We start from the raw sequence: 20395 nt of genomic DNA, 5'->3' as shown, positions 1-20395 counted from the left end.
CGGGTCATCGCCGGCTGCCCGTCAGGAGTGGGACAGCTGCCCCGTGCCGCCCCGCCGCCGTATCCGCTCCTGCGCGCGCTCGGCGATGCGGGCCTGCCGCCGGGCCCGGCGCCGTTCGCGGCGCAGGGCCCGCGCGGTGCTGCTCGGCATCGACACCACCCCGTGCCGCTGGTTCCAGACCTGGCGCGTCACCCACACGTCGAGCACACCCCACGTGGCCACCACCGTGCCCGCGATGCTGCCGATCACCATCGGGAAGGCCAGCCATGATCCGGCCAACGTGCACAGGAACGCCACCATCGCCTGGATCAGCGTCACCGAGACGATGAGCACCGCCCGCACCGCTGCCGTACGCACCGGGTCCGGCAGCCGGCGGCGCCGGGCGGGCTCTTCCTTCCACAACGGCCGGTACGCCGCCTGCGGCTCCCCGTCCGGACCGGCGGCGTCCGCCGCGCCGTCCATGCCCTCTCCGGTCACGCCCGCGTACTCCTCCGCGAATTCGCCCGCGTCCGCCCGGGCCGCCGGTCCCTTCCGCGGAGTAGCCGGAATGTCGCGATCCGGTGCCTCGGGGCCCGGCCGGACCGCCGGGTGGGCCCGCTCCCCGTCCCCCGGCGTCCTGCGCCGCTCCGCCGTGCCCATCACCATGTCACTCCCCACCGCCGGCAGACCGCTTGCCCGTGTCCGAAGACCCGGCTCCCCTCTGGCTGCCCGGCTTGCGCTGCTTTACGCCGCCCGGAGGCGGGATGCGGCTCCTGTGGCCGAATCCGCCTCCATTTCCCGTGAAGAAGGACGAACGAGGCGCCCTCAAGATTCCCGGGGACCCGGGACAAGCGAAAAAATCCGGCCAACCGCCCCGCAGGAACAGCCGGAACCCTTCCGGTGCCCGACGCCGGATCCCGGACCGCAATCTCCCGCAATGACCGGACAACTGACCATCCCGCGCCCCCGCTGCGGAAGTTCGGCTTCCGGACGGGTCTTCGAGTTACCTGTGCGTCGGTAGTAGGCTCGCGCCGTTTGTTGACGTACACGTGTACCCCCTGCCGGTGGGGGTCGAGCTGGGGGAGGCCATGCGCTTTCGCGGGAAGTCGATCCGCCGGAAGATCGTGGCGCTGCTTCTCGTGCCGCTGGTGTCCCTGACCGCGATCTGGGCCTTCGCCACGGTGCTCACGGGACGCGAGGCGGGCCGCCTCTTCGACGTCTCGACCCTCGTGGAGAAGGTCGGCTTCCCCGTCGAGGACACCATCCGCGTCCTCCAGCAGGAACGCCGGCAGACCCTCGTCCACCTCGCCGACCCGCGTGCGTCGAACGGCCTCTCCGCCCTGCAGCGCAGCCGCACCGCGACCGACGAGGCCGTCGCCGAGGTCCGCCGGAACGCCGCGGACCCCGACGTGCGCGACGCGATGGGCCGGGCCGAGGACGAGCGGCTGACGGCCGTCCTGGACGCCCTGGACGGCCTCGGCTCCCTGCGCAGCAGCGTCGAGGACGGCACCGTCGACCGCTCGCAGGCGCTCGGCCTCTACAACCGCCTCGTCGACCCCTGCCACGTGCTCCTCGCCAGCCTCCACGTCGTCGACGACGTCGGGCTGGACAAGCAGTACCGCGCGCTCGTCAACCTCTCCCGCGCGCGTGAACTGCTCTCCCGGGAGGACGCCCTCCTCGGCTCCGCCCTGGTCGCCGGCAGGCTCACGCGCGCCGAGACCCGGGACGTCTCCGACCTCGTGGCGCAGCGCACCCTGCTGTACGACATCAACCTGCCGCTGCTGCCCGCCGCGGAACGGGGCCGCTACGAGCGCTTCTGGAAGAACGCCTCCTCCGCACCCCTGCGCGTCGCCGAGGAGGCGGCCGTGTCGGCGGAGGCCGGCACGCCCCGCTCCGTCACCGCCAAGAGCTGGGACACCGCCGCCGGGAACGTGCTCGACGAGCTCGGCACCCTCGACGACCACGCCGCCGACCGCTACCAGGACCGTGTCCGGCCCGTCGCGATGAACGTCATCGCCAAGGCGGTCGTCGCCGGCGCCCTCGGCCTGATCGCCCTGCTGTTCTCCCTCTTCGTGTCCGTGCGCGTCGGCCGCGGACTCATCCGGGACCTGAAGCAGCTGCGCCTGGAGGCCCACGAGGCGTCCGGCGTACGCCTGCCCAGCGTGATGCGCCGCCTCTCGGCGGGCGAGCAGGTCGACGTGGAGACCGAGGTGCCGCGCCTGGAGTACGACAAGAACGAGATGGGTGAGGTCGGCCAGGCCCTCAACACCCTGCAGCGCGCCGCCGTCGAAGCCGCCGTCAAGCAGGCCGAACTGCGCGCCGGCGTCTCCGAGGTGTTCGTCAACCTCGCCCGCCGCAGCCAGGTGCTGCTGCACAAGCAGCTCACGCTGCTCGACACCATGGAACGCCGGACCGAGGACACCGAGGAACTCGCCGACCTGTTCCGGCTGGACCACCTGACCACCCGCATGCGCCGGCACGCCGAGGGCCTGGTGATCCTCTCCGGCGCCGCCCCCTCCCGTCAGTGGCGCAAACCCGTCCAGCTGATGGACGTGGTGCGCGCCGCCGTCGCCGAGGTCGAGGACTACGAGCGCATCGAGGTCCGCCGGCTGCCCCGCGTCGCCGTCACCGGCCCGGCGGTCGCCGACCTCACCCACCTGGTGGCCGAACTCCTGGAGAACGCCACGGTGTTCTCCCCGCCGCACACCGCCGTGCAGGTGCTCGGCGAGCGGGTCGCCAACGGCTTCACCCTGGAGATCCACGACCGCGGCCTCGGCATGGCCGCCGACGCCCTCCTCGACGCCAACCTGCGGCTCGCCGAGACACCCGAGTTCGAGCTGTCCGACACCGACCGGCTCGGCCTGTTCGTGGTCAGCCGGCTCGCCCAGCGCCAGAACGTCCGGGTGTCCCTCCAGCCCTCCCCGTACGGCGGCACCACCGCGGTCGTCTTCATCCCCGACGCGCTGCTGACGGACGACGCCCCGGACACCAACGGCGTCGGCTTCCGGCTCGACCGCCCCCAGCGCCCCAAGGAGAACACGCGCGAGGAGAGCCGCCGTTCCGCCCTCGCCCAGGTGCCCGTACGACTGGCCGCCCCGCTGCTGGACGGGCCGGTCGAACTGGAGGCGCCCGTCGACCTGGACGCCCTCGACGACCTCCCGGACGGGCTCGGCGACCAGGAGAGCGAACGTGGCGGCCTGTTCCGCCCGCGCCGCTCCCTGCTCGCGCCGGAGGACGATGCCACGGCACGCCGCGGCGAACGGCGGCACCAGGATGCCGACCGGACCGACCGGACCGACCGGCATGGAGCCCCAGAGCCCTCCGGCACCGACGACGACCTGAACGCCCCGGTCCCGCTGCCCCGCCGCCGGACCCCGAAGCTGGTCAGTTCCCACGGACGCCCGGTCCCCGACCGCTTCCCCCGGGACACGACGGATGGGGCGCCCGCGCCGGACGCGCGCCGCGAGGACCCGGACGCGCCCCCCGCGCTGCCGGCCCGGCGCCGTCGCGAGGACCCCGCGGCCGCCCGGCCGGAGCCCGACGAGCTGTCCTCGCTGCCCGCCCGCCGGCGCGGCACACCGCCCGCGCGCGCGGCAGCCCCGGCCGAGCGGGACCAGGAACGCGCGGCCGCCCGTGACCGGGACGGCGGTGAGACGCCCAGGACACCGGCCCTCCCGGCGCGCACCCGGCGCGCCGGGACCGCACCGAGCACCCCGGCAGGAACCGCCCGGCACCACGGCCCCGGGCCACGGGAGACCGAAACCGGCCCGCCGCCCGCCGAGACCGGTCCCGACGCCGGCCCGGCCGACGCCGGCCCGGCCGACGCCGGCCCGGGCACGCTCCCCCTGCCCCGGCGCGTACGGCAGGCCAGCCTGGCTCCCCAGCTCAAGCGGTCCGCCGGCCGGGACACCGCCGAGCGCTCCGAGCCCGCCGACCGCGACGCCGAGGAAGTCCGCAGCCGCATGGCCTCGCTCCAGCGCGGCTGGCAGCGCGGCCGGACGGAGAACGTCGCGGACGGCGACGCCCACAGCGGCACCGCGGCGCCAGAACCAAACGCACCACAAGCACCACGAGGAATGACAAAGGGGGACGGTCGATGACCGCACCGAAGGCGACCGGCCACACCACGACCAAGTCCGGGGAACTCAACTGGCTCCTCGACGACCTGGTGGACCGCGTCGCGAGCATCCGGAAGGCCGTCGTCCTGTCGGGGGACGGCCTGGCGACCGGGGCCTCGAAGGACCTGACCCGGGAGGACAGCGAGCACCTGGCCGCCGTGGCCTCCGGCTTCCACAGCCTCGCCAAGGGCGTGGGCCGCCACTTCGAGGCCGGCAGCGTCCGGCAGACGGTCGTCGAACTCGACGACGCCTTCCTGTTCGTGACGGCCGCCGGCGACGGCAGCTGCCTCGCCGTCCTGTCGGACGCAGACTCCGACATCGGACAGGTCGCCTACGAGATGACCCTCCTCGTCAAGCGGGTCGGCGTGCACCTGGGCACCGCTCCGCGCACCGATCTGCCCTCGGGCGGGTAGTGGGATGACATGAGCGCAGACGGTCAGGGAAGAAACCACTGGTTCGACGACGAGGCCGGACCGGTCGTCCGCCCGTACGCCATGACGCGCGGCCGTACCACCAGTGCGGCCCAGCACCGCCTCGACCTCATCGCGGTGGTCGTCACGGAACCCCACGCGGACGACCCGGAAGCGGACACCACACTCTCTCCGGAGCACGTCGAGATCGTCGGACTGTGCCGGGACACCCCGCAGTCCGTCGCCGAACTCGCCGCCGGACTCGACCTGCCGATCGGTGTCGTACGCGTGCTGATCGGCGATCTCGTGGACGCCGAACTCGTGCACGTGAACCGTCCCGTGCCCCCGGCCGAGCTGCCGGACGAGAACATTCTGCGCGATGTGATCAACGGCCTGCGGGCACTGTGAGGATCCGGGCCCCGCAAGGACGCGGGGCCCCCTGTGAGGAGAAGAGAGCAATGATCTTCGGGCGTTCTGAGCGCGGCAAGCCGCCGGTCGAGCCCGTCACGCTCAAGATCCTGGTGGCCGGCGGCTTCGGTGTCGGCAAGACCACCCTCGTCGGCGCGGTCAGCGAGATCAGGCCGCTGCGCACCGAGGAATTCCTCACCGAGGCCGGGCGGCCCGTCGACGACCTCAGCGGTGTGGAGGGCAAGCACACCACCACGGTCGCCATGGACTTCGGCCGGATCACCCTGCGCGAGGACCTGGTGCTGTACCTCTTCGGCACCCCGGGGCAGGAGCGCTTCTGGTTCATGTGGGACGAGCTCTCCGAGGGCGCGCTCGGCGCCGTCGTCCTCGCCGACACCCGGCGGCTGGAGGACTGCTTCGCCGCCGTCGACTACTTCGAACGGCGCTCCATCCCCTTCCTCGTCGGCGTCAACTGCTTCGAGGGAGCCGCCCGCTACCCGGCCGAGTCGGTCCGCCAGGCCCTCGACCTCGACGGGCACGTCCCGCTGGTGATGTGCGACGCCCGTGACCGCGAGTCGGTCAAGGAGGTCCTGATCGGCATCGTCCAGCACGCGATGGCCCAGGCGGCGGAGCGGCGCAGAGCCGTCACCACCTGAGCCACGCGCGCGTGCCGGACGGCCCGCCCCCCGGGGGAACCGGGGAGGCGGGTGGGGGGCAGTCTCAGCTCCCGTCGGCCCCCTCGGCCCCCTCGTCCTCCTCCATCCACCCGAAGCTCTTCTCCACCGCCTTGCGCCAGTTGCGGTACTCGCGGTCCCGTACCCCGGCCTCCATGGCGGGCGACCACTCGACGTCCTTCTGCCAGTGCGCCTTGAGCTCGTCGAGGCCGTTCCACACGCCGGTGGCCAGCCCGGCCGCGTAGGCGGCGCCCAGGCAGGTCGTCTCGGAGACCCGGGGCCGGATCACGGGCACGCCCAGCACATCGGCCTGATGCTGCATCAGCAGGTTGTTCTTCGTCATGCCGCCGTCGACCTTCAGGGTCGTGATGCGCACCCCGGAGTCCTGGTACATGGCGTCCACGACCTCGCGCGTCTGCCAGCTCGTCGCCTCCAGCACCGCGCGCGCGAGGTGCGCCTTCGTGACGTACCGGGTGAGCCCGGTGACGACCCCGCGCGCGTCGGAGCGCCAGTACGGCGCGAACAGTCCGGAGAACGCGGGCACGACGTACGCGCCACCGTTGTCCTCCACGCTCGCCGCCAGCGGCTCTATCTCGTCAGCGGTGCGGATGATGCCGAGCTGGTCCCGGAACCACTGCACCAGGGCGCCCGTGATGGCGATCGACCCCTCCAGGCAGTAGACGGGCGCCTCGTCGCCGATCTTGTAGCCCATCGTCGTGAGCAGCCCGTTCTTCGACGGCACCGGCCGGTTCCCGGTGTTGAGCAGCAGGAAACTGCCCGTGCCGTACGTGTTCTTCGCCGTGCCCACGTCGTAGCAGGCCTGCCCGAACACCGCCGCCTGCTGGTCGCCCAGCGCGGAGGCCACCGGCACGCCGGAGAGCTGGCCGACGGCGGTGCCGTACACCTCGGCGGACGACCTGATCTCGGGCAGGACGGCCTCGGGGACGTTCATCGCGGCGAGGATCGAGGGGTCCCACTGGAGGGTCCGCAGGTTCATGAGCATGGTGCGCCCGGCGTTGGTCACGTCGGTGACGTGCCGGCCGCCGTCCGTGCCCCCGGTGAGGTTCCAGATCAGCCAGGAGTCGATGGTGCCGAAGGCGATCTCACCGCGCTCGGCGCGGGCCCTGAGACCGGGCACGTTGTCCAGCAGCCAGGCGGCCTTCGGCCCGGAGAAGTAACTGGCCAGCGGCAGGCCGGTCTGCTCGCGGAAGCGGTCCTGGCCGTCCGTGCCGCCCAGCCGGGTGCACAGGGACGCGGTGCGCGTGTCCTGCCACACGATCGCGTTGTGCACCGGCTTGCCGGTCGCGCGGTCCCACAGGACCGTCGTCTCGCGCTGGTTGGTGATGCCGAGCGCGCTCAACTGGTCGGCGCGCAGCCCGGCCTTGGCGATCGCCCCGGCGACCACGGCCTGCACCTTGGACCAGATCTCGGTGGCGTCGTGCTCCACCCAGCCGGGCTTGGGGAAGATCTGGCGGTGCTCGCGCTGGTCGACGGCGACGATCGCGCCGCCCCGGTCGAAGATGATGCAGCGGCTCGAAGTGGTGCCCTGGTCGATGGCGGCGACGTACTTCGCGGCATGGTCCGTCATGGCTACCCCTTGGGCTGGGTTCACGGAACTGCTGAGACGACTGCTCGGGCGGCCGGTCAGAAGGCCGCGTTGTAGACGAGGCCGGCGAGCACTCCGCCGATCAGCGGGCCGGCCACCGGGATCCAGGCGTAACTCCAGTCGGAGGTGCCCTTGTTCGGGATCGGCAGGAAGGTGTGCACGATGCGCGGGCCGAGATCGCGCGCCGGGTTGATGGCGTAGCCGGTCGGCCCGCCGAGCGAGAGACCGATGCCGACCACCAGGAGGGAGACGATCAGCACGAGGGTGCCGGACTCGCCGAGCCCCTCGGTCAGCCCGAAGGCGAGGATCGGCAGCACGAGGCCGACGGTGGCGATGATCTCGGTGACCAGGTTGGCGACCGGGTGCCGGATCTCCGGGATCGTGGAGAAGATGCCGAGCGTCGGAACCGGCTCGTCCGCCGTGCCCTGCGTCGTCCCCGTCCTGCTCACGTTGGCCTGGAACTGGGCGAAGTACGTCAGGTAGCACAGCACCGCGCCGATCATGGCGCCGATCATCTGGCCCAGCAGATAGACCCAGACCTTGCCCCACTCACCGGTGTCGACGGCGATGCCGAGCGTGACGGCGGGATTGAGGTGCCCGCCGGAGAGCGGCGCGGCGGTGTACGCGCCTGCCAGTACGCCGAACCCCCAGCCGAACGCGATGACCACCCACCCCGCGGCCCGCGCCTTGGAGTACCTGAGGGTGACGGCGGCGCAGACGCCCGCGCCGAACAGGATGAGGATCGCGGTACCGATGACTTCGCCGACGAAAATGTCTCCGTTGCTCATGGCGGCTCCTAGGCCCTGGCCCGGGACGGTCGGCCCCGGTCCTGAAGTGCAGGGTGCGTTCCCACGGCTACGTCCGCCGAGGCAGGGGGTCCCGAGCCCCGCCCGGCGTCCGTGACGAGCGTGCCGTCGCAGCCGAACCGCCCGTGGGGGATGGGGCCTTGTAGCACAGGAGCCCGCGCGGCGCAGTACCGGATTGCGTCGACTTGAACGGCGATGCCGACTGACACGGGCAGTGTCGACCGGCACTCCGGGGGCGTCAAGGTCGCCGACGGCAACGGTTGCGGACAGGGGCCGGCCATCGGTCGACGGCAGAAGGGCCCTGCCCGGATGTTCTCCGGACAGGGCCCTTCGCCACGCGACGACGCCGGTCAGGTGGCGTCGAGTTCGACCTCCTCGTAGACCCGGTCCCACCAGGTGTCCATCTCGAACGCCGGTGGGTCGAGCTTGCGCAGTCGGTCCCCGATCTCCAGCCCGAAGGCCACCCTGGCCGCCTCCGCCGGGTCCTCGTCGTCCTCGTCGTCGGACTCGAGGTCGTCGAAGTCGTCGAGGTGCTCGCACCGGTAGTCCTACGCGGCGAGCGCGTCGAGGAACGCGATCAGCGAGGAGTTCACGAACCGGGGCTCCGGCAGTGACGGGTCGAGAAGGAGCACCCGCCCCTCGTCGTCGAGGACGTACTCGGACACGTAGTAACCGGTGCGGGACCCGGGGACCACTCCCAGGCATCAGGGACGCCTGGGAACGGCCTGGCGTTGGGGAGGGTGGACAACCTCTTAGTGATGTCCATACCGAGACTCTACCAACTGCGCCTCATTTGGCAGTAGTTATTCGAGGTGCGGCTTCAGTCCACGGATCCGTTCCATCGTCTCCTCGGACTCGTCCGCTGCGATACCGCCTCCACAGCCCGCACCAGGTTCTGCTGCTGCACGGCTCGACGGCACTTCGAGGGCGGCCTCCAGAACGTGGCCCAAGGACGACACGTCGAGCGTGGGCGGCTCCGTGGGGAGGTGCGCCTGCGCCTTCACGTCGACGTTCGCCTCGGTCCGGATCCCGCGGCTCTCCCCGCGGCGGCACGCTACCTGCCACTCGTGTGTGGAAGCATGCCGTCCATGTCCACAGATCCCATAGACGCGGCCGCTGTGGCACACACGGCCCGCCTCGTTGCCACGGTCCCCACCCCCCTCGGCGCCGCGGACGCCGACGCTCCGCGCATCCAGTACGGGCCCGGCCACAGGCTGCTCGTCCAGCGCGGGGACGACGAGCTCGCCGTGGTCGGGCTCGGCCCGACAGGGCAGGAGCACGGCGCCGAGTTCCGCTTCCCCGCCCCCTGGCCTCGGCCCTTCGGCGATGTCACCGTCTCTCCCACGGGCGACCTCGCCGTGTTCAGCGGCGTGCACGCCGTACGGGCCGTGGACCGGACAGGCAAGGTCCACTGGGAGCTCCCGCACGGGTGCTGGTCCGCCGCCAAGTGCACGGCGGTCCATGCCTCGTTCGAGGAGTACGCGGACGACCCGCGGCATCGGCGCGCAGGCCGCGGTTCCGCCGCGTTCAGCCCGGACGGCAAGCTGGTGTGGGCCCATGTGCGGCACGCACAGGACTGGCCGCACGAGGAGTGGCTGGTCCTCGACGCGGCCGACGGGTCGGTGCTCGGCCGGACCAGGACCTCGACCGTGGGTTCGGCGTCCGCCCACTTCCCGCATCCCGACGGCTCGTACATGGGACTGACCGTCGGTGAGGGGCATGAGGACTCCCCTTCCCTGTGGGGGCATTGGGACGGTACCCATCTGGGTTTCGAACGCATCGAAGGGGTACTGCTGCAGGACGTCAGTCCGTCCGGTGGGCACTTCCTGTGCACGGATCCCGGCCAGTGGGCGCTGTATCTGCACGAGTCCCCCGGCGCGCAGGAGGCCGGACGCCTCAACGCCAGGGATGTCGTGCCACCCGCGCCGGGTGAGGACATGGCGCGCTGGGATTACGAGGGCGCCTACCCCTACGAGGACGGCGCCGTCGTCAGCACCGATGGGCACACCGCCGAGCCCCGTCACTGGCTCGTGGACCCGGGCACACTCGCCCTGCGCGGGCGGATCGTCTACTCCCTGCCGGTCTCGGGCAGCCCGTTGCGGGCCGGCCCCGGCCTGTGGGCCACCCTCGCCGAGGACCGCACGGCCGTGCACCTGTGGAGTCTGGCCGACGCGAGCTGAGCGCGTCCCGCGACGCGAACGCCCGGCCGGGTAAGCTCCCCGGCCGGGCGTCCTGCTTGCGTGTCCGGCGGCGCCACTGGAGGTGGCGCCGGTGTCTCCTAGCGCCTCAAGCGCCAGAACGTCCGGAAGTCGGTCTTGTCGGACGCTCCGCCGAACACCTCACCGTCGAGCTTCATCTTGCTCTGCTCGACGAGTGGTGCGCAGATGTCGGAGCACACGTTCTTCGACGTGCCGCCGTACAGCACCTCGTAGTCCGGGTTCTCCTCGAGCCACCTGAACACCGATTCCTCGGCGTGCTCGTAGGCGGGATTGCCCTTCTTGGTCACACGCCCGGGCACCAGGTTGCCTGGCACGAACGACTGGCCGTCGAAGAGTTCCAGAAGGTCGCCCTTCTGACCGGAGCTCATGCCCACCTTCTCGATGATGTCCTTGGTGCCCTTCTTCCGGACCCCGATGACAGCGACGGTCACCATGGACTCCTTGAAGAAGTGGAGCTGACCGGCGAGTTCCTGGGCGCGCTGCTGCGCCCTGACCGCCTCGTCCTTGTAGCCACAGTTGTGGACCAGGACCGCGGCGGCACCCGACCCCACGTAGTACGTGTGGACGCCCTCGACCGACAGGTTGTAGACCCTGGCCGAGCGGTGGGCGGTGTCGACCGCACTGATCTGGACCCAGGTACCGGCCGAGGTCTGCAGCCACATACCGGACTTGAGGTCCTTGGCCGGGACCCACTTGCCGAAGTCCGGCAGCCAGTACAGGTGCGCGGCCGTCGAGGTCAGCTTGAGCGCCTTGCCCTTGCCGCCGGAGTCGACGGTCAGGGTGACGAGGTCCTTGGTGCCCTCGTGATCACGCGTCTCGGTGACCTCCCGGGCCCGGGTGTCCCCGGTCTCCGGGTCGGTGGCCACGACCAGGTCGCCGACCTCCAGCTTCTCGATGGCCCGGGTGGTGCCGTCCGCGAGGACGACCTGGGTTCCCGGCAGGAAGCTGTTCACCTTGCAGGCGGGTGCCTCCGGCTTGTCCGGCGACCTCGTCGTCGGGGCGTCGGCGCCGTCCACCTTGCGTGTGTCGCTCGCGGCGTTGGCCGCGTCACCGGCGTTGTCCACCGTCTTGCGGACGTCGTTGGCGGAGTCCACCGCCTCGACACCCTTCTCGACGTAGCGGCCGGCCTTGACGGCGGTGGCCGCGTACCCCGCGAGCGGGATCGCCGAGGTCAACGACAGTGCGGCGTCGACATAGTTGCCCTCGGCCGCGTACCAGATGCCGTTGGCGACGTCGGCGACCTCACCGACGACGGGGACCAGGCCGACCACGTCGAGCGCGGCATGGCCGATGTCCGAGAGCGACAGACCGAACAGGTGCCCGTCGAGCTCGACGAAGCTGATCGGGTTGCCGCCGGCGAACGCGTACCGGTTGCCGGTGAACGGGTCGGTGGCCAGGGACATGTCGGCCAGGGCGCCGCTGTACGAGTCCCGGGTGAGGAAGCGGTTCAGCCCCGGGTCGTAGTTGCGGAAGCCCATGTCGTACGTGCCCGAGGCACCGTCCCAGCGCGAGGAGTTGAAGCGGAACGAGTTGTAGTCGCTCTTGTCCTCGGTGCCGCTGCCCGGCTTGTCCGCACCGGTCATCTGGGAGGAGTCGTCCGAACCGTAGGCCGTGTAGCCGTACGTGGAGCGGGTCTTGCCGTCCTCCTTCGTGATCGCCTCGACGTCGCCGCGCGGACTCGTGACGTACTGCGAGACCTCCTTGCTGCCGTCGTCCTTGTGCTTGATCTGCGTGGCGCGCTGACCACCGGCTATGTACTGGTAGTCCTTGTCCGCCTTGCCGTCGACCGTCTCGCGCAGGAGCGTCTTGTCCATGGCGAGGTAGGTGAACGCCGTGGTCTTGCCCTGGTCGCCCGAGGTGGTCTGGGAGACCGTCCGGTCGAACGGGTCGTAGACGTACGAGGTGGTCACCGCGGTGGCGCCCACGCCCTGCCGGACCTTCGCCTCACGGTCGAAGCCGTCGTAGTAGTGCTTCTCGACGGTCTGACCGCCGGTGCTGACGGTGTCGAGCCGGCCCAGCGGGTCGTAGTTGTAGGTGGAGGTGACCCCGCCCGAACTCGCCGACAGCAGGCGGTTGCGGTCGTAGCGCTGGGTCGTGGTGACGTCGTCCACCGTCTGCTCGACGATGTTGCTGTTGCGGTCGTAGCGGTAGGACTCGGTGGAGGCGTCGTCGCCGCTCTTGGTGACCTTGGTGACGCGGTCCTGCGGGTCGTAGTCGAAGGTGTACGTGTTGTTGATGTAGGCCGAGTTGTCATCGGCGTTCATCAGCTTCAGGACGTCCTTGGAGCGGTGCCCGTTGGGCGAGTACTCCAGGTCGTGCTGCGCCACCACGGTGCCGCCCGAGGTCTTCTCGAGCGACTGCTCCACCGACCCGTCGGGGTAGTAGCGCATTTCGAGCGTGTTGCCGTTGGGCTTGGTCTGCTTCAGGAGCTGGCCGCGCCCGGTGTAGGTCATCGTGGTGATCTGCTGATCGCCCGCGGTGGGCGAATCGGCGTTGGTCACCTTCTTGACCATGTCGCGCTCGTCGTACTCGATCTTCGTCCAGGTCAGATCGTGCGTGGACGTGACGGGGTTGCCGTTTTCGTCGTAGGTCAGCGACGTGGTGTTCTTCACCGTGCCGCCCGCGTACTCCTCCACCTTGGTGATGTGGTTGAGGCCGTCGTACGAGATCTTGTACGTGTCGATCTTCGCGCCCGGCGAGAGGTCACGGACCTCGGTCATGTTGCCGTTCGCGTTGTAGCTGTAGGTGAAGTCCTTCTTCTCGTTGTCCGTTTCACCGGAGTTCGAGCGGACCAGCTTCACCGCGTCGGCGAGCACCGTGCCATTGGCGGCGTCGGTCAGCGTGACCTTCTGCGGACCGTCCTCCACGAACGCGTAGGACCCGAGTGAGACCCACGCGCCGGCGTTCGTGGTCTGGTCGACGGTCTTGGTGGTGCTGCCGCCGTCGTGGTCGACCTTGAACTTGGCGTCCGAGGCGGCACCCGTCAGCTTCGGGTAACGGACGAACACCTCGTAGGTGCCGTTCTGCGGGATGTTCAACTGCCAGGACAGCGACGAGGTGCCGGTACCCGCGGGGTGCGCGTACGTGTCGTAGCCGTACTGCTGCTCGGCCTGCGTCCGCGACCAGTTGCCCTGGGTCGCGGTGTTGTTGAAGTCCGAGCTGTCCACCAGGACGACCTGGTTGCCGACCGGCACACCGTCGTCCGAGCGGGCCTTCTTGTTGCCCGACGGGTAGTAGTCCCACGTCATGGTGCGCTGCTGGGAGCCGCCCGCCGAGGTCAGCGTGTTCTTCGTCTGCTGGCCGAGCTTGTTGTACTCGTAGGCCGTGGTGATGTCCCACGGGTCCTTGGCCGTGCGTGTCCAGCCGTTGTCGAAGTACGTGTACTCGGTGACGTTGCGGACCGTCTGGCCATCCGACGGGGGAGCCGAGACCGACTTCAGGTTGCCGACGGAGTCGTACTCGTAGAACACCGAGTCCGGTGAGGAGTAGACCGCGTCGTCCTTGTCATAGGGCGAGCGCTCCTCCTTGACCCGGTTCAGCTCGTCGTAGACCGTCTCCGACATGAAGTCCGCGTCGTCGTCACCGGTGGCGACACCGCGCGGGGTGATGGTCTTCGTACGGTTGCCGACCTGGTCGTACGCGTACTTGGTCGTGCGGTAGGTGATGTTGCCGGAGGTGTCCTCCTTGACCGGCACCTTGGACTCCACGAGCGCGCCGCGTTCGTCGTACGTCGCGAGCGACTCGTTGCCCTCCGCGTCGGTCTGCGCGATCTGGAGGCCGTCCTTGTCGTAGCGGACCGAGGTGGCCCACCCCAGGGCGTCGACCGTGCGCTTGACCCGGTGGTTCAGGTCGTATTCGTAGCGCGTGGTGTAGTCGTCGGCGTCCGCGGTGGCGTTCTTGCGCGCGTCCACGACCTTGACGACGTTGCCGACGTTGTCGTACTCCACCGTCGCCTTGTTGCCCTCGGCGTCCACCATCTCGATCGGCTGGTAGATCGCGTCGAACTTGGTGGTGGCGGTGTAGTCGCCCTCGGTCGCCGTCAGGTTGCCCTGTGCGCCGGTACCGGAGACGAGGTTGCCGACCTTGTCGTAGACGGAGGTGGACTTGCGCACCGGACCGCCGGGCTCGTCGGACGGCTTGACCGACTCGATCCGCTGGTCCGCCTTGTCGAACACCGCCGTGGTCTCGGCCCCGTTGGGGGCGAAGGCCTTGGTGATGTTGTCGTTGGCGTCATAGACCGGCTCCGGCGTGACGATGAACTCGCCTGCCTTCTGGTCCTTGGGCTCGCGCTTCTCCAGCGGTCTGCCGAACGCGTCATAGGCCTGGGTGACCTCGGCGCCCTGGGCGTTGGTCACCTTGGTGACGTTGCCTCGCACGTCGTAGACGAAGTGCGAGGGGTTGCCGGCCGCGTCCGTGATGGTCTTCGGATAGCCGACCGGCTCGAACTCGCCGTACTGTGTCGCGTGCCCGTTGGCGTCGGTCTCCTTGGTGACCTGGCCGTACTGGTCGTACTCGGTACGGCTGGTGTAGTCGTCCTCGGTGGCGGATGCGACGCCCTTGGGGTCGGTGACCGAGGTCAGGTTGCCCTTGGTGTCATAGCCGAACCGGTAGGTGCGGCCCTCCGGGGACTTCTTCTCGAAGAGGTCCGCGATATGGCCGTTGAGCCCGTAGGAGTATGTGAGGGTCTGCGCCGCGGTGCCGTTCTTGTTGGCCTCGGCGTCCTTCATTTCCAGCGGATAGCCGGTGCTGGTGTCGTACTTCCACGTTGTGACCGCGCCGTTGGCCTCCTCCAGGCGCGTCACATTGTTGTCGGTGTCCCAGGCCGTCTTGGTGGTCTCGGACTTGGCGTTGGTCATCTGGGTGGCGCGGCCGTACCCGTCGAGCACGTACTGCGTGTCGTGGTTCTCGGCGTCCGTCACCTTGGTGTTGACGACCGAGCCCGCCGTGCCGTCCGGATCGGTGTACACATAGCCGGTGGTCCCGCCCAGGCGGTCCGTCAGCGTCTGCGTGTTCCAGTGGAACTTCGGGTCGTCGCCCTCGCTGGGGTAGTAGTAGTCCAGCGAGGTCGAGTTGCCGCGCGGATCGGTGACCGCGACCAGCTTGGCGTTCTTGTTGCCCTGCTCCATGTCGTACGTGAAGCGGAACACCTTGGGCTGCGCGCTGCCCGCACCGTCGGTGAGGGTGGTGAGCAGGCCCTTGTCCGAGTACTCGAAGGTGATCTTCCGGCCCGAGATGTCGGTCATCGACTTGACGTGGTCGATGATCTTCGGGCTGCTGGTGTCGGCCTTCGTGTAGTACTCGACCGTCAGCGACCGGCGCGCGGCCGGGTCCTCGATGTAGGTGAGGAACTTGACCGGCTTGTTGTTCGACTTGCGCTCGGCGTACGTGTACGTCTGCGTGTTGCCGTTCTTGTCGACGATCGAGGTCAGGTAGCCGTCGCAGTCGAAGAAGAACTGGGTGCGGTCCGGCCGGGTCAGCGACCACGCCTTCGGGTCGCCGTCCTTGTCCGGGGTGCAGTCCACGCCGGTGCCCTGCCGCAGCAGGTAGTGCACACCCGCCGGCGCCAGCCACGTCCCGTCCTCCTGCTTGCGGAAGACGTGGGTGGTGCCGTCACCGTCGGGGAGGGTGACCTCGGTCGGGTGCGGATTGGGGTGGAAGTCCAGCGCGGCGCCGAGCCGCAGCGGCATCGCGGCCTGAGCCGACCAGCCGTGGCCGAGGACCGTGTCGGAGGTGTCCTGGGAGTTGTACGCGAACCGGGCGAAGGTCGTGATGCCGCGGCCCGGGTTGGAAAACGCGTTGTACTGCCAGACGCTGTTGCCCGCGTACAGGTTCGTCATCAGCGACGAACCCGCGCCCGTGTTCTTGCCCGCGTACGAGTAGAACTTCTCCAGACCGAGCTGGTTGGACGTCGGGTCCTCGGTGCGGACGTTCTGTGCCAGCGGGGCGATGGACTCCGACTGGGACAGCCAGGTGCCGGTGGTGGTGTTCTTCAGGTCCCACTTCAGCACGTAGTCCAGGCGCTTGTTGCCGGAGTCGGAGTTGATCGGGGCCTTGAGCTTCGCCGGCACGGTGACCGAGTCGCCGGGCAGGACCTCGTCCGGCAGCGCCGTCTGGACCTGGTTGCCGCCGGTGGTGGCGTCGGTGCCGTCCGGGAGCGACCAGGTGTAGGACAGGGCGTGGTCGCCCGCCGCCCAGGTGCTGGTGGTGGTGTTGGTGACGGTGACGTCGACGGTGTACTCGTCGCCCGGGATCATCCGGGACGGCGTGTACGGGGCGTGGTACGTCGTCTCCGTCGACTTCGTCAGGTACGTGACGACGAGCTGCGGGCGCAGCTGCGGTTCCTCGGCCTCGGAGGAGAGGAACAGCGTCCGCTCGCGCGGGCCGGCACTCGACTCGTCGCGCAGTCTGACGGCGACGCCGTGGTTGGCGGCCGGGTCGGATATCCAGCTCTGGGCCAGCGAGGTGATGGACCAGGACTGCCGGGCCGGGTCGTTGGTGACCGTGCCGACCGTGTCGGAGACGGCGGCGTCCATGTCGCCGCCGGCGGTCGTCCACGAGGTGGCGGAGTCCGCCTTCGACCAGGAAGCGGTCGCCTCGTCGAAGTCGCGCGTCAGACCGCGCGCCTCGTAGACCGCGCCACTGGAGTCGGTCGTCGTCTGGAAGCCCCACATGTTCAGCTGCGCCTCGACCACCCGGGCGTTGCCCGGGATCTCGCCGGCGCCGGGGAACTTCAGCACGGCACGGGTGGTGCCGTACGTGGCCGAGTTGTTGCCCACCGACAGCCACGGGTGGGCGGCACCCGCGTCCGTGAGCGTGTCGTGGCCGGTGGACGGCTCCGCCGAGGAGAGCGTGGTGTCGGACTGCCCGGACTGCAGCACGACCGTGGTGCGGCCCGCCTTCGGCAGGCGCACCAGCTCCGTGCGGGACGGGAGGACCTGTCCGTCACGGGTCTTCACCGCGACCATGTAGTAGTACGCGTCGCCGAACTCCTCGGCGGAGTCGGCCGGGGTCGGCCGGGCCGAGGTGTCCGTGTACGCGCGCGTGTCCTTGGCGACGGGGGAGACCAGGGTCTGCGAGGACGGCTTGAAGTGCTGGAAGACGCTTCGGTGGACCTGGTACTCGACGATGTCGTCGCCCGGCGAGGTCGACGGGTCGGTGTACGCGGGCCAGCTCAGCTCGGCACCGGTGGAGTGGATGACCTTCGGCGGATCGACGTCGACGCCCTCGTCGCCCCAGGTGAGGACCAGCTTCGGGTAGTTGGCGGCCTCGCCCTTGTAGGCGTACTCGGCGGCCTCGTACCGCGGGCCGCCCTTGGGGGCGCTCGCGGACTCGTCGGCGGCCTTCACCACGAAGCCGTGGTTGTCGTAGGTGCCGTCGAGCCACTGCTGGACGGTCTTGGTCACCGGGAAGGAGTGCCAGGTGTTGACCTCCTGCGGCTGCTTGGTGACCACACCGCCCTTGGTGAAGCGCACCGCGTCCGCGAGGACGGCCGTGGAGGTCGAGGCAGGGCCGTCACCGAGCACGACCTGGCCGGTGGTGCCGGCCTGGAAGGGGTGCTTGCCCAGCGGCTTCCAGACGCCCTCGGTGCCTGCCCGCTGGTCGACCTGGTAGGTCTTGGTGCCGCCGTCGTACGTCACCGTGTAGGGCGCGTTGGCGGCGCGGTCGGAGGCCGGGACGTAGTGCACGTCGACCTGGTACTCGCCGTCCTCGGGGAGGCTCGGCCGCCAGGTGTACCTGTCGCCTGCCGTGGCGTCCTTGTTGTACCGGTAGTCCTGCCCGATCGCGTACTGGGTGTACGCGGTGTTCCCGGAGGTGGGCCAGGCGCCCTGGGCGGCCGTGGTACCGGAGTCGCCGTCGTCGACCAGGACCGACGTGCCGGACAGCTCTCCGGTGAGGTCCTTGGCGTTGTTCCAGGTGGCGCCGGCCTCGGTCCAGGCCGTGGTGGCCCGGTGCGCCTCCAGCTGGACCTCGGTGGCGCCGGTGGTGTGCGTCTGGTCGAAGTACAGCTTCAGTTCGGCCGAATCCAGCTGCGTGCCGGCGGGTATGCCCGACAGCCCGAACCTCAGCAGCGCACGCGACGTGCCGGTGCTGGTGTTGCCGACCGACAGGCGCCAGAGGTCCGCGTAGTTGGCGCTCGGATCGTCCGAGGAGATCATCGCGTCCGCGGACTGCGACGGAGTCGGCGCGATCGTGACGGTCGGGTCGACCGTCACCGGGTACTGGCGCTCCGGCGCCGCCAGCCACTTGGCGTCCGGCTTCAGGCTGATGCCGTACGAGCCCTCCTTGCCGGACAGGACCTGGCGGACGGCGTCGGTGCCGGTGGTGCCGTACGCGGAGCCGGTGTTCTTCTTCGCGTCCGTCATGAACGGCGCGGGGATCACCAGCGCGGGAGCGCCGACGGGGGAGTTCTCGCCGTACAGCGAGATGGTGCCGTTCTTCTCCGACTTCGCGGTCAGGCCGCCTGTGGTGAGCGTGAACTCGAAGGACGGGGTGCCCTTCGGGCGCTCGTTGAGGACGATGTCCTCCTTCACGCTGCCGTTGCCGACCGTGTAGGAGAGATCGATGCCCCGGCCCAGGGCGTCCTTGTAGGTGACCTTGTTGCCGTCGACCGCCGGGGCCAGCTTCGCGGCACCGGCGTTCTTGAGGCCGATGGCGACCCAGTGGCCCTCGTCGAGCTCGAAACGGACCAGCTCACCGGGGCGCGAGCCGAAGTAGGTGCGGGCGAGGTTGGTGGTGTTCGCCTTCTCGAAGCCCTTGCGGTCGGTGTCGGTGACCGCGGTCCGGATCGGCTTCCACTCGGCGTCCTTGCCCTTGCCCGTCTCGTAGGCGGTGGGCATGGCCGAGACCTCGGACTGGACCCGCCCGTCGGACATGCGCCAGTGACGGGAGTAGGGCGTCCGCCGGTCCGTCAGTTCCTTGACGCGCTTGGCCTTCGGTGCGGCCTGCGCCTTGGCGAGCTTGTCACTGGCCGGGACGTCGGTGTCGGGGAGCTCTGGCGGGTCGGCCGGTTCGGCGTCCCCGTCGCCGAAGAGACCGCGGAGGCTGTCGGCGAGCCGTCCGGTGTCGGGTGGTGCCGCGAATGCCGGTGTCATCGGTGCGACGGTCGCGAGGACCGCCAGCGCCGCACTCGAGGCCAAGAGCCTTACGGCCCGTGGTCTGTACATCGGTTTCCCTTCGGAGGAACCAATAGCCATCTGCCGGACGGCAGTTGGCAGCCGAGATTCCTAACAAGGGACGCCCTGTCCATGTCAACCGGACAGACTATTCGCACAACTCACCTAAAAGACCGGCCCGTTGATGCCTGAGCTGCTGCTTTCCCGCTCCTGCGCGGAATGTCCCCGGAGATCGACGCGATGGGATCAGGACAATCCTGATCGGCGGACCGGGATTCCTTGACAGAGATCTCGCCGCGCCTCTTGGATCGGGCGGGGCCCGACCGGGCCTGCGCTTGAGGGGAGTTCGGATGAGCAGCGAGACGCGCGAGGCGGGGCCCTCCACGTCGACCGCCGAGCGTGCGGAGGCGGACGCGGACGCTCCGGAGACGGCCGGGACGGCCGACGCCGACGCCGGGAACGACGCAGGCGGCGAAGACGGCAAGACCCACCCCGACCGCACCGTACTGATCGCGGCCGTCGGCTTCCTCGTGCTCTGCCTCGGCGTCGTGCTGTTCGGTGTGCTGCGCGGCGGCGACGAGGACAGGGCCGAGCCCAAGGCCCCCACCGCCTCCGTGACGTACGAGGTGACCGGCGAGGGAACCGTCGACCTCAGCTACCAGGGAGCGAGCGAGCAGGGCACGGCGGAGACCGTCTCCGGTGCCCGGCTGCCCTGGAAGAAGACGGTCGAGGTGCCGCTCGGCGAGAACCCCGTCATCAGGATCACCTTGGGCGAGCAGGGCGGCCAGGCCCGCTGCGCGGTCGCCGTGCGCGGACGGCACGTGCAGAGCGCCACGGCCGCCGGTGAGTTCGGCCGGGCGACCTGCTCCGCGCCCCTGCCGGCCCCGGCACCCGAGGCCTCCGGCTGAAGCGCGAGCACGGCGACCGGCCTCCAAGGGCGATGCGGTGGTTGCAGGCGGTCACGTCCCCCGCGGGCCGGCTCGGACACGCCCGCCGCCCGCCGCTCATCCGGCGGGTGCGGGTGCCCGGTCCGTGCCCCGGCGGACCTCGTGTCCCGGTGTG

At 70.1% G+C, this 20395-nt stretch carries 10 protein-coding genes and 1 pseudogene; 6 read left to right on the top strand and 5 right to left on the bottom strand.

Going from position 1 to position 20395, the window contains the following annotated elements; translation table 11 throughout:
- Nucleotides 1-21: 21 nt before the first annotated feature.
- Nucleotides 22-645, bottom strand: coding sequence for a hypothetical protein (locus H0H10_RS09845; protein WP_188180483.1), 624 nt, complete (start codon nucleotides 643-645; stop codon nucleotides 22-24).
- Nucleotides 646-1067: 422 nt separating this feature from the next.
- On the opposite strand from H0H10_RS09845, the gene H0H10_RS09840 reads away from it, so the two are divergent.
- The 4 genes from H0H10_RS09840 to H0H10_RS09825 are packed head-to-tail and all read left to right on the top strand — an operon-like array spanning nucleotide 1068 to nucleotide 5571.
- Nucleotides 1068-4079, top strand: coding sequence for a sensor histidine kinase (locus H0H10_RS09840; protein ID WP_188180482.1), 3012 nt, complete (start codon nucleotides 1068-1070; stop codon nucleotides 4077-4079).
- Nucleotides 4076-4510, top strand: a complete 435-nt coding sequence (locus tag H0H10_RS09835) for a roadblock/LC7 domain-containing protein (RefSeq protein WP_188180481.1) — start codon at nucleotides 4076-4078, stop codon at nucleotides 4508-4510. Before H0H10_RS09840 ends, H0H10_RS09835 begins: the two co-directional genes overlap by 4 nt.
- Nucleotides 4511-4519: 9 nt before the next feature.
- Nucleotides 4520-4915: a DUF742 domain-containing protein gene (locus H0H10_RS09830; protein ID WP_188180480.1), complete on the top strand. Its 396-nt coding sequence runs from the start codon at nucleotides 4520-4522 to the stop codon at nucleotides 4913-4915.
- Between the two features lie 50 nt (nucleotides 4916-4965).
- Entirely contained in the window at nucleotides 4966-5571 is a 606-nt protein-coding gene (locus tag H0H10_RS09825) for a GTP-binding protein (protein WP_188180479.1), read from the top strand.
- Nucleotides 5572-5635: 64 nt separating this feature from the next.
- Here H0H10_RS09825 and glpK read toward each other — a convergent pair whose 3' ends face one another.
- The 3 genes and pseudogenes from glpK to H0H10_RS39785 all read right to left on the bottom strand — a co-directional run.
- Nucleotides 5636-7177 (bottom strand): glycerol kinase GlpK, encoded by a 1542-nt coding sequence (gene glpK, locus H0H10_RS09820; protein WP_188180478.1) that lies wholly within the window; start codon nucleotides 7175-7177, stop codon nucleotides 5636-5638.
- Between the two features lie 56 nt (nucleotides 7178-7233).
- Nucleotides 7234-7983, bottom strand: a complete 750-nt coding sequence (locus tag H0H10_RS09815) for an MIP/aquaporin family protein (RefSeq protein WP_188180477.1) — start codon at nucleotides 7981-7983, stop codon at nucleotides 7234-7236.
- Between the two features lie 368 nt (nucleotides 7984-8351).
- A pseudogene (locus tag H0H10_RS39785) lies at nucleotides 8352-8492 on the bottom strand (SUKH-4 family immunity protein); the annotation flags it as partial.
- 597 nt (nucleotides 8493-9089) lie between these two features.
- On the opposite strand from H0H10_RS39785, the gene H0H10_RS09805 reads away from it, so the two are divergent.
- Nucleotides 9090-10181 carry a hypothetical protein gene (locus tag H0H10_RS09805; RefSeq protein ID WP_188180476.1) on the top strand — a complete coding sequence of 364 codons (1092 nt, stop codon included), beginning with the start codon at nucleotides 9090-9092 and terminating at the stop codon, nucleotides 10179-10181.
- Nucleotides 10182-10279: 98 nt separating this feature from the next.
- On the opposite strand, the gene H0H10_RS09800 is transcribed toward H0H10_RS09805, so the two are convergent.
- Complete coding sequence (locus tag H0H10_RS09800; protein ID WP_223179653.1) at nucleotides 10280-19312, bottom strand: golvesin C-terminal-like domain-containing protein; 9033 nt, start codon at nucleotides 19310-19312, stop codon at nucleotides 10280-10282.
- Between the two features lie 371 nt (nucleotides 19313-19683).
- Between H0H10_RS09800 and H0H10_RS39780 the strand changes: the two genes are divergently transcribed.
- Nucleotides 19684-20241: a hypothetical protein gene (locus tag H0H10_RS39780; protein ID WP_223179652.1), complete on the top strand. Its 558-nt coding sequence runs from the start codon at nucleotides 19684-19686 to the stop codon at nucleotides 20239-20241.
- Nucleotides 20242-20395 lie beyond the last annotated feature (154 nt).

Origin of the sequence: Streptomyces griseicoloratus, from assembly GCF_014534645.1 — a bacterium.
Taxonomy (GTDB): Bacteria; Actinomycetota; Actinomycetes; order Streptomycetales; family Streptomycetaceae; genus Streptomyces; species Streptomyces griseicoloratus.
This window is presented reverse-complemented; position numbering and strand designations above follow the sequence as displayed.

Coding starts and splice junctions, on each gene's coding strand:
- H0H10_RS09815 (WP_188180477.1), bottom strand. CDS start 7,983: ATGAGCAACGGAGACATTTTCGTCGGCGAAGTCATCGGTACCGCGATC.
- H0H10_RS09835 (WP_188180481.1), top strand. CDS start 4,076: ATGACCGCACCGAAGGCGACCGGCCACACCACGACCAAGTCCGGGGAA.
- H0H10_RS09805 (WP_188180476.1), top strand. CDS start 9,090: ATGTCCACAGATCCCATAGACGCGGCCGCTGTGGCACACACGGCCCGC.
- H0H10_RS09840 (WP_188180482.1), top strand. CDS start 1,068: ATGCGCTTTCGCGGGAAGTCGATCCGCCGGAAGATCGTGGCGCTGCTT.
- H0H10_RS09800 (WP_223179653.1), bottom strand. CDS start 19,312: ATGACACCGGCATTCGCGGCACCACCCGACACCGGACGGCTCGCCGAC.
- H0H10_RS09825 (WP_188180479.1), top strand. CDS start 4,966: ATGATCTTCGGGCGTTCTGAGCGCGGCAAGCCGCCGGTCGAGCCCGTC.
- H0H10_RS09830 (WP_188180480.1), top strand. CDS start 4,520: ATGAGCGCAGACGGTCAGGGAAGAAACCACTGGTTCGACGACGAGGCC.
- H0H10_RS09845 (WP_188180483.1), bottom strand. CDS start 645: ATGGTGATGGGCACGGCGGAGCGGCGCAGGACGCCGGGGGACGGGGAG.
- H0H10_RS39780 (WP_223179652.1), top strand. CDS start 19,684: ATGAGCAGCGAGACGCGCGAGGCGGGGCCCTCCACGTCGACCGCCGAG.
- glpK (WP_188180478.1), bottom strand. CDS start 7,177: ATGACGGACCATGCCGCGAAGTACGTCGCCGCCATCGACCAGGGCACC.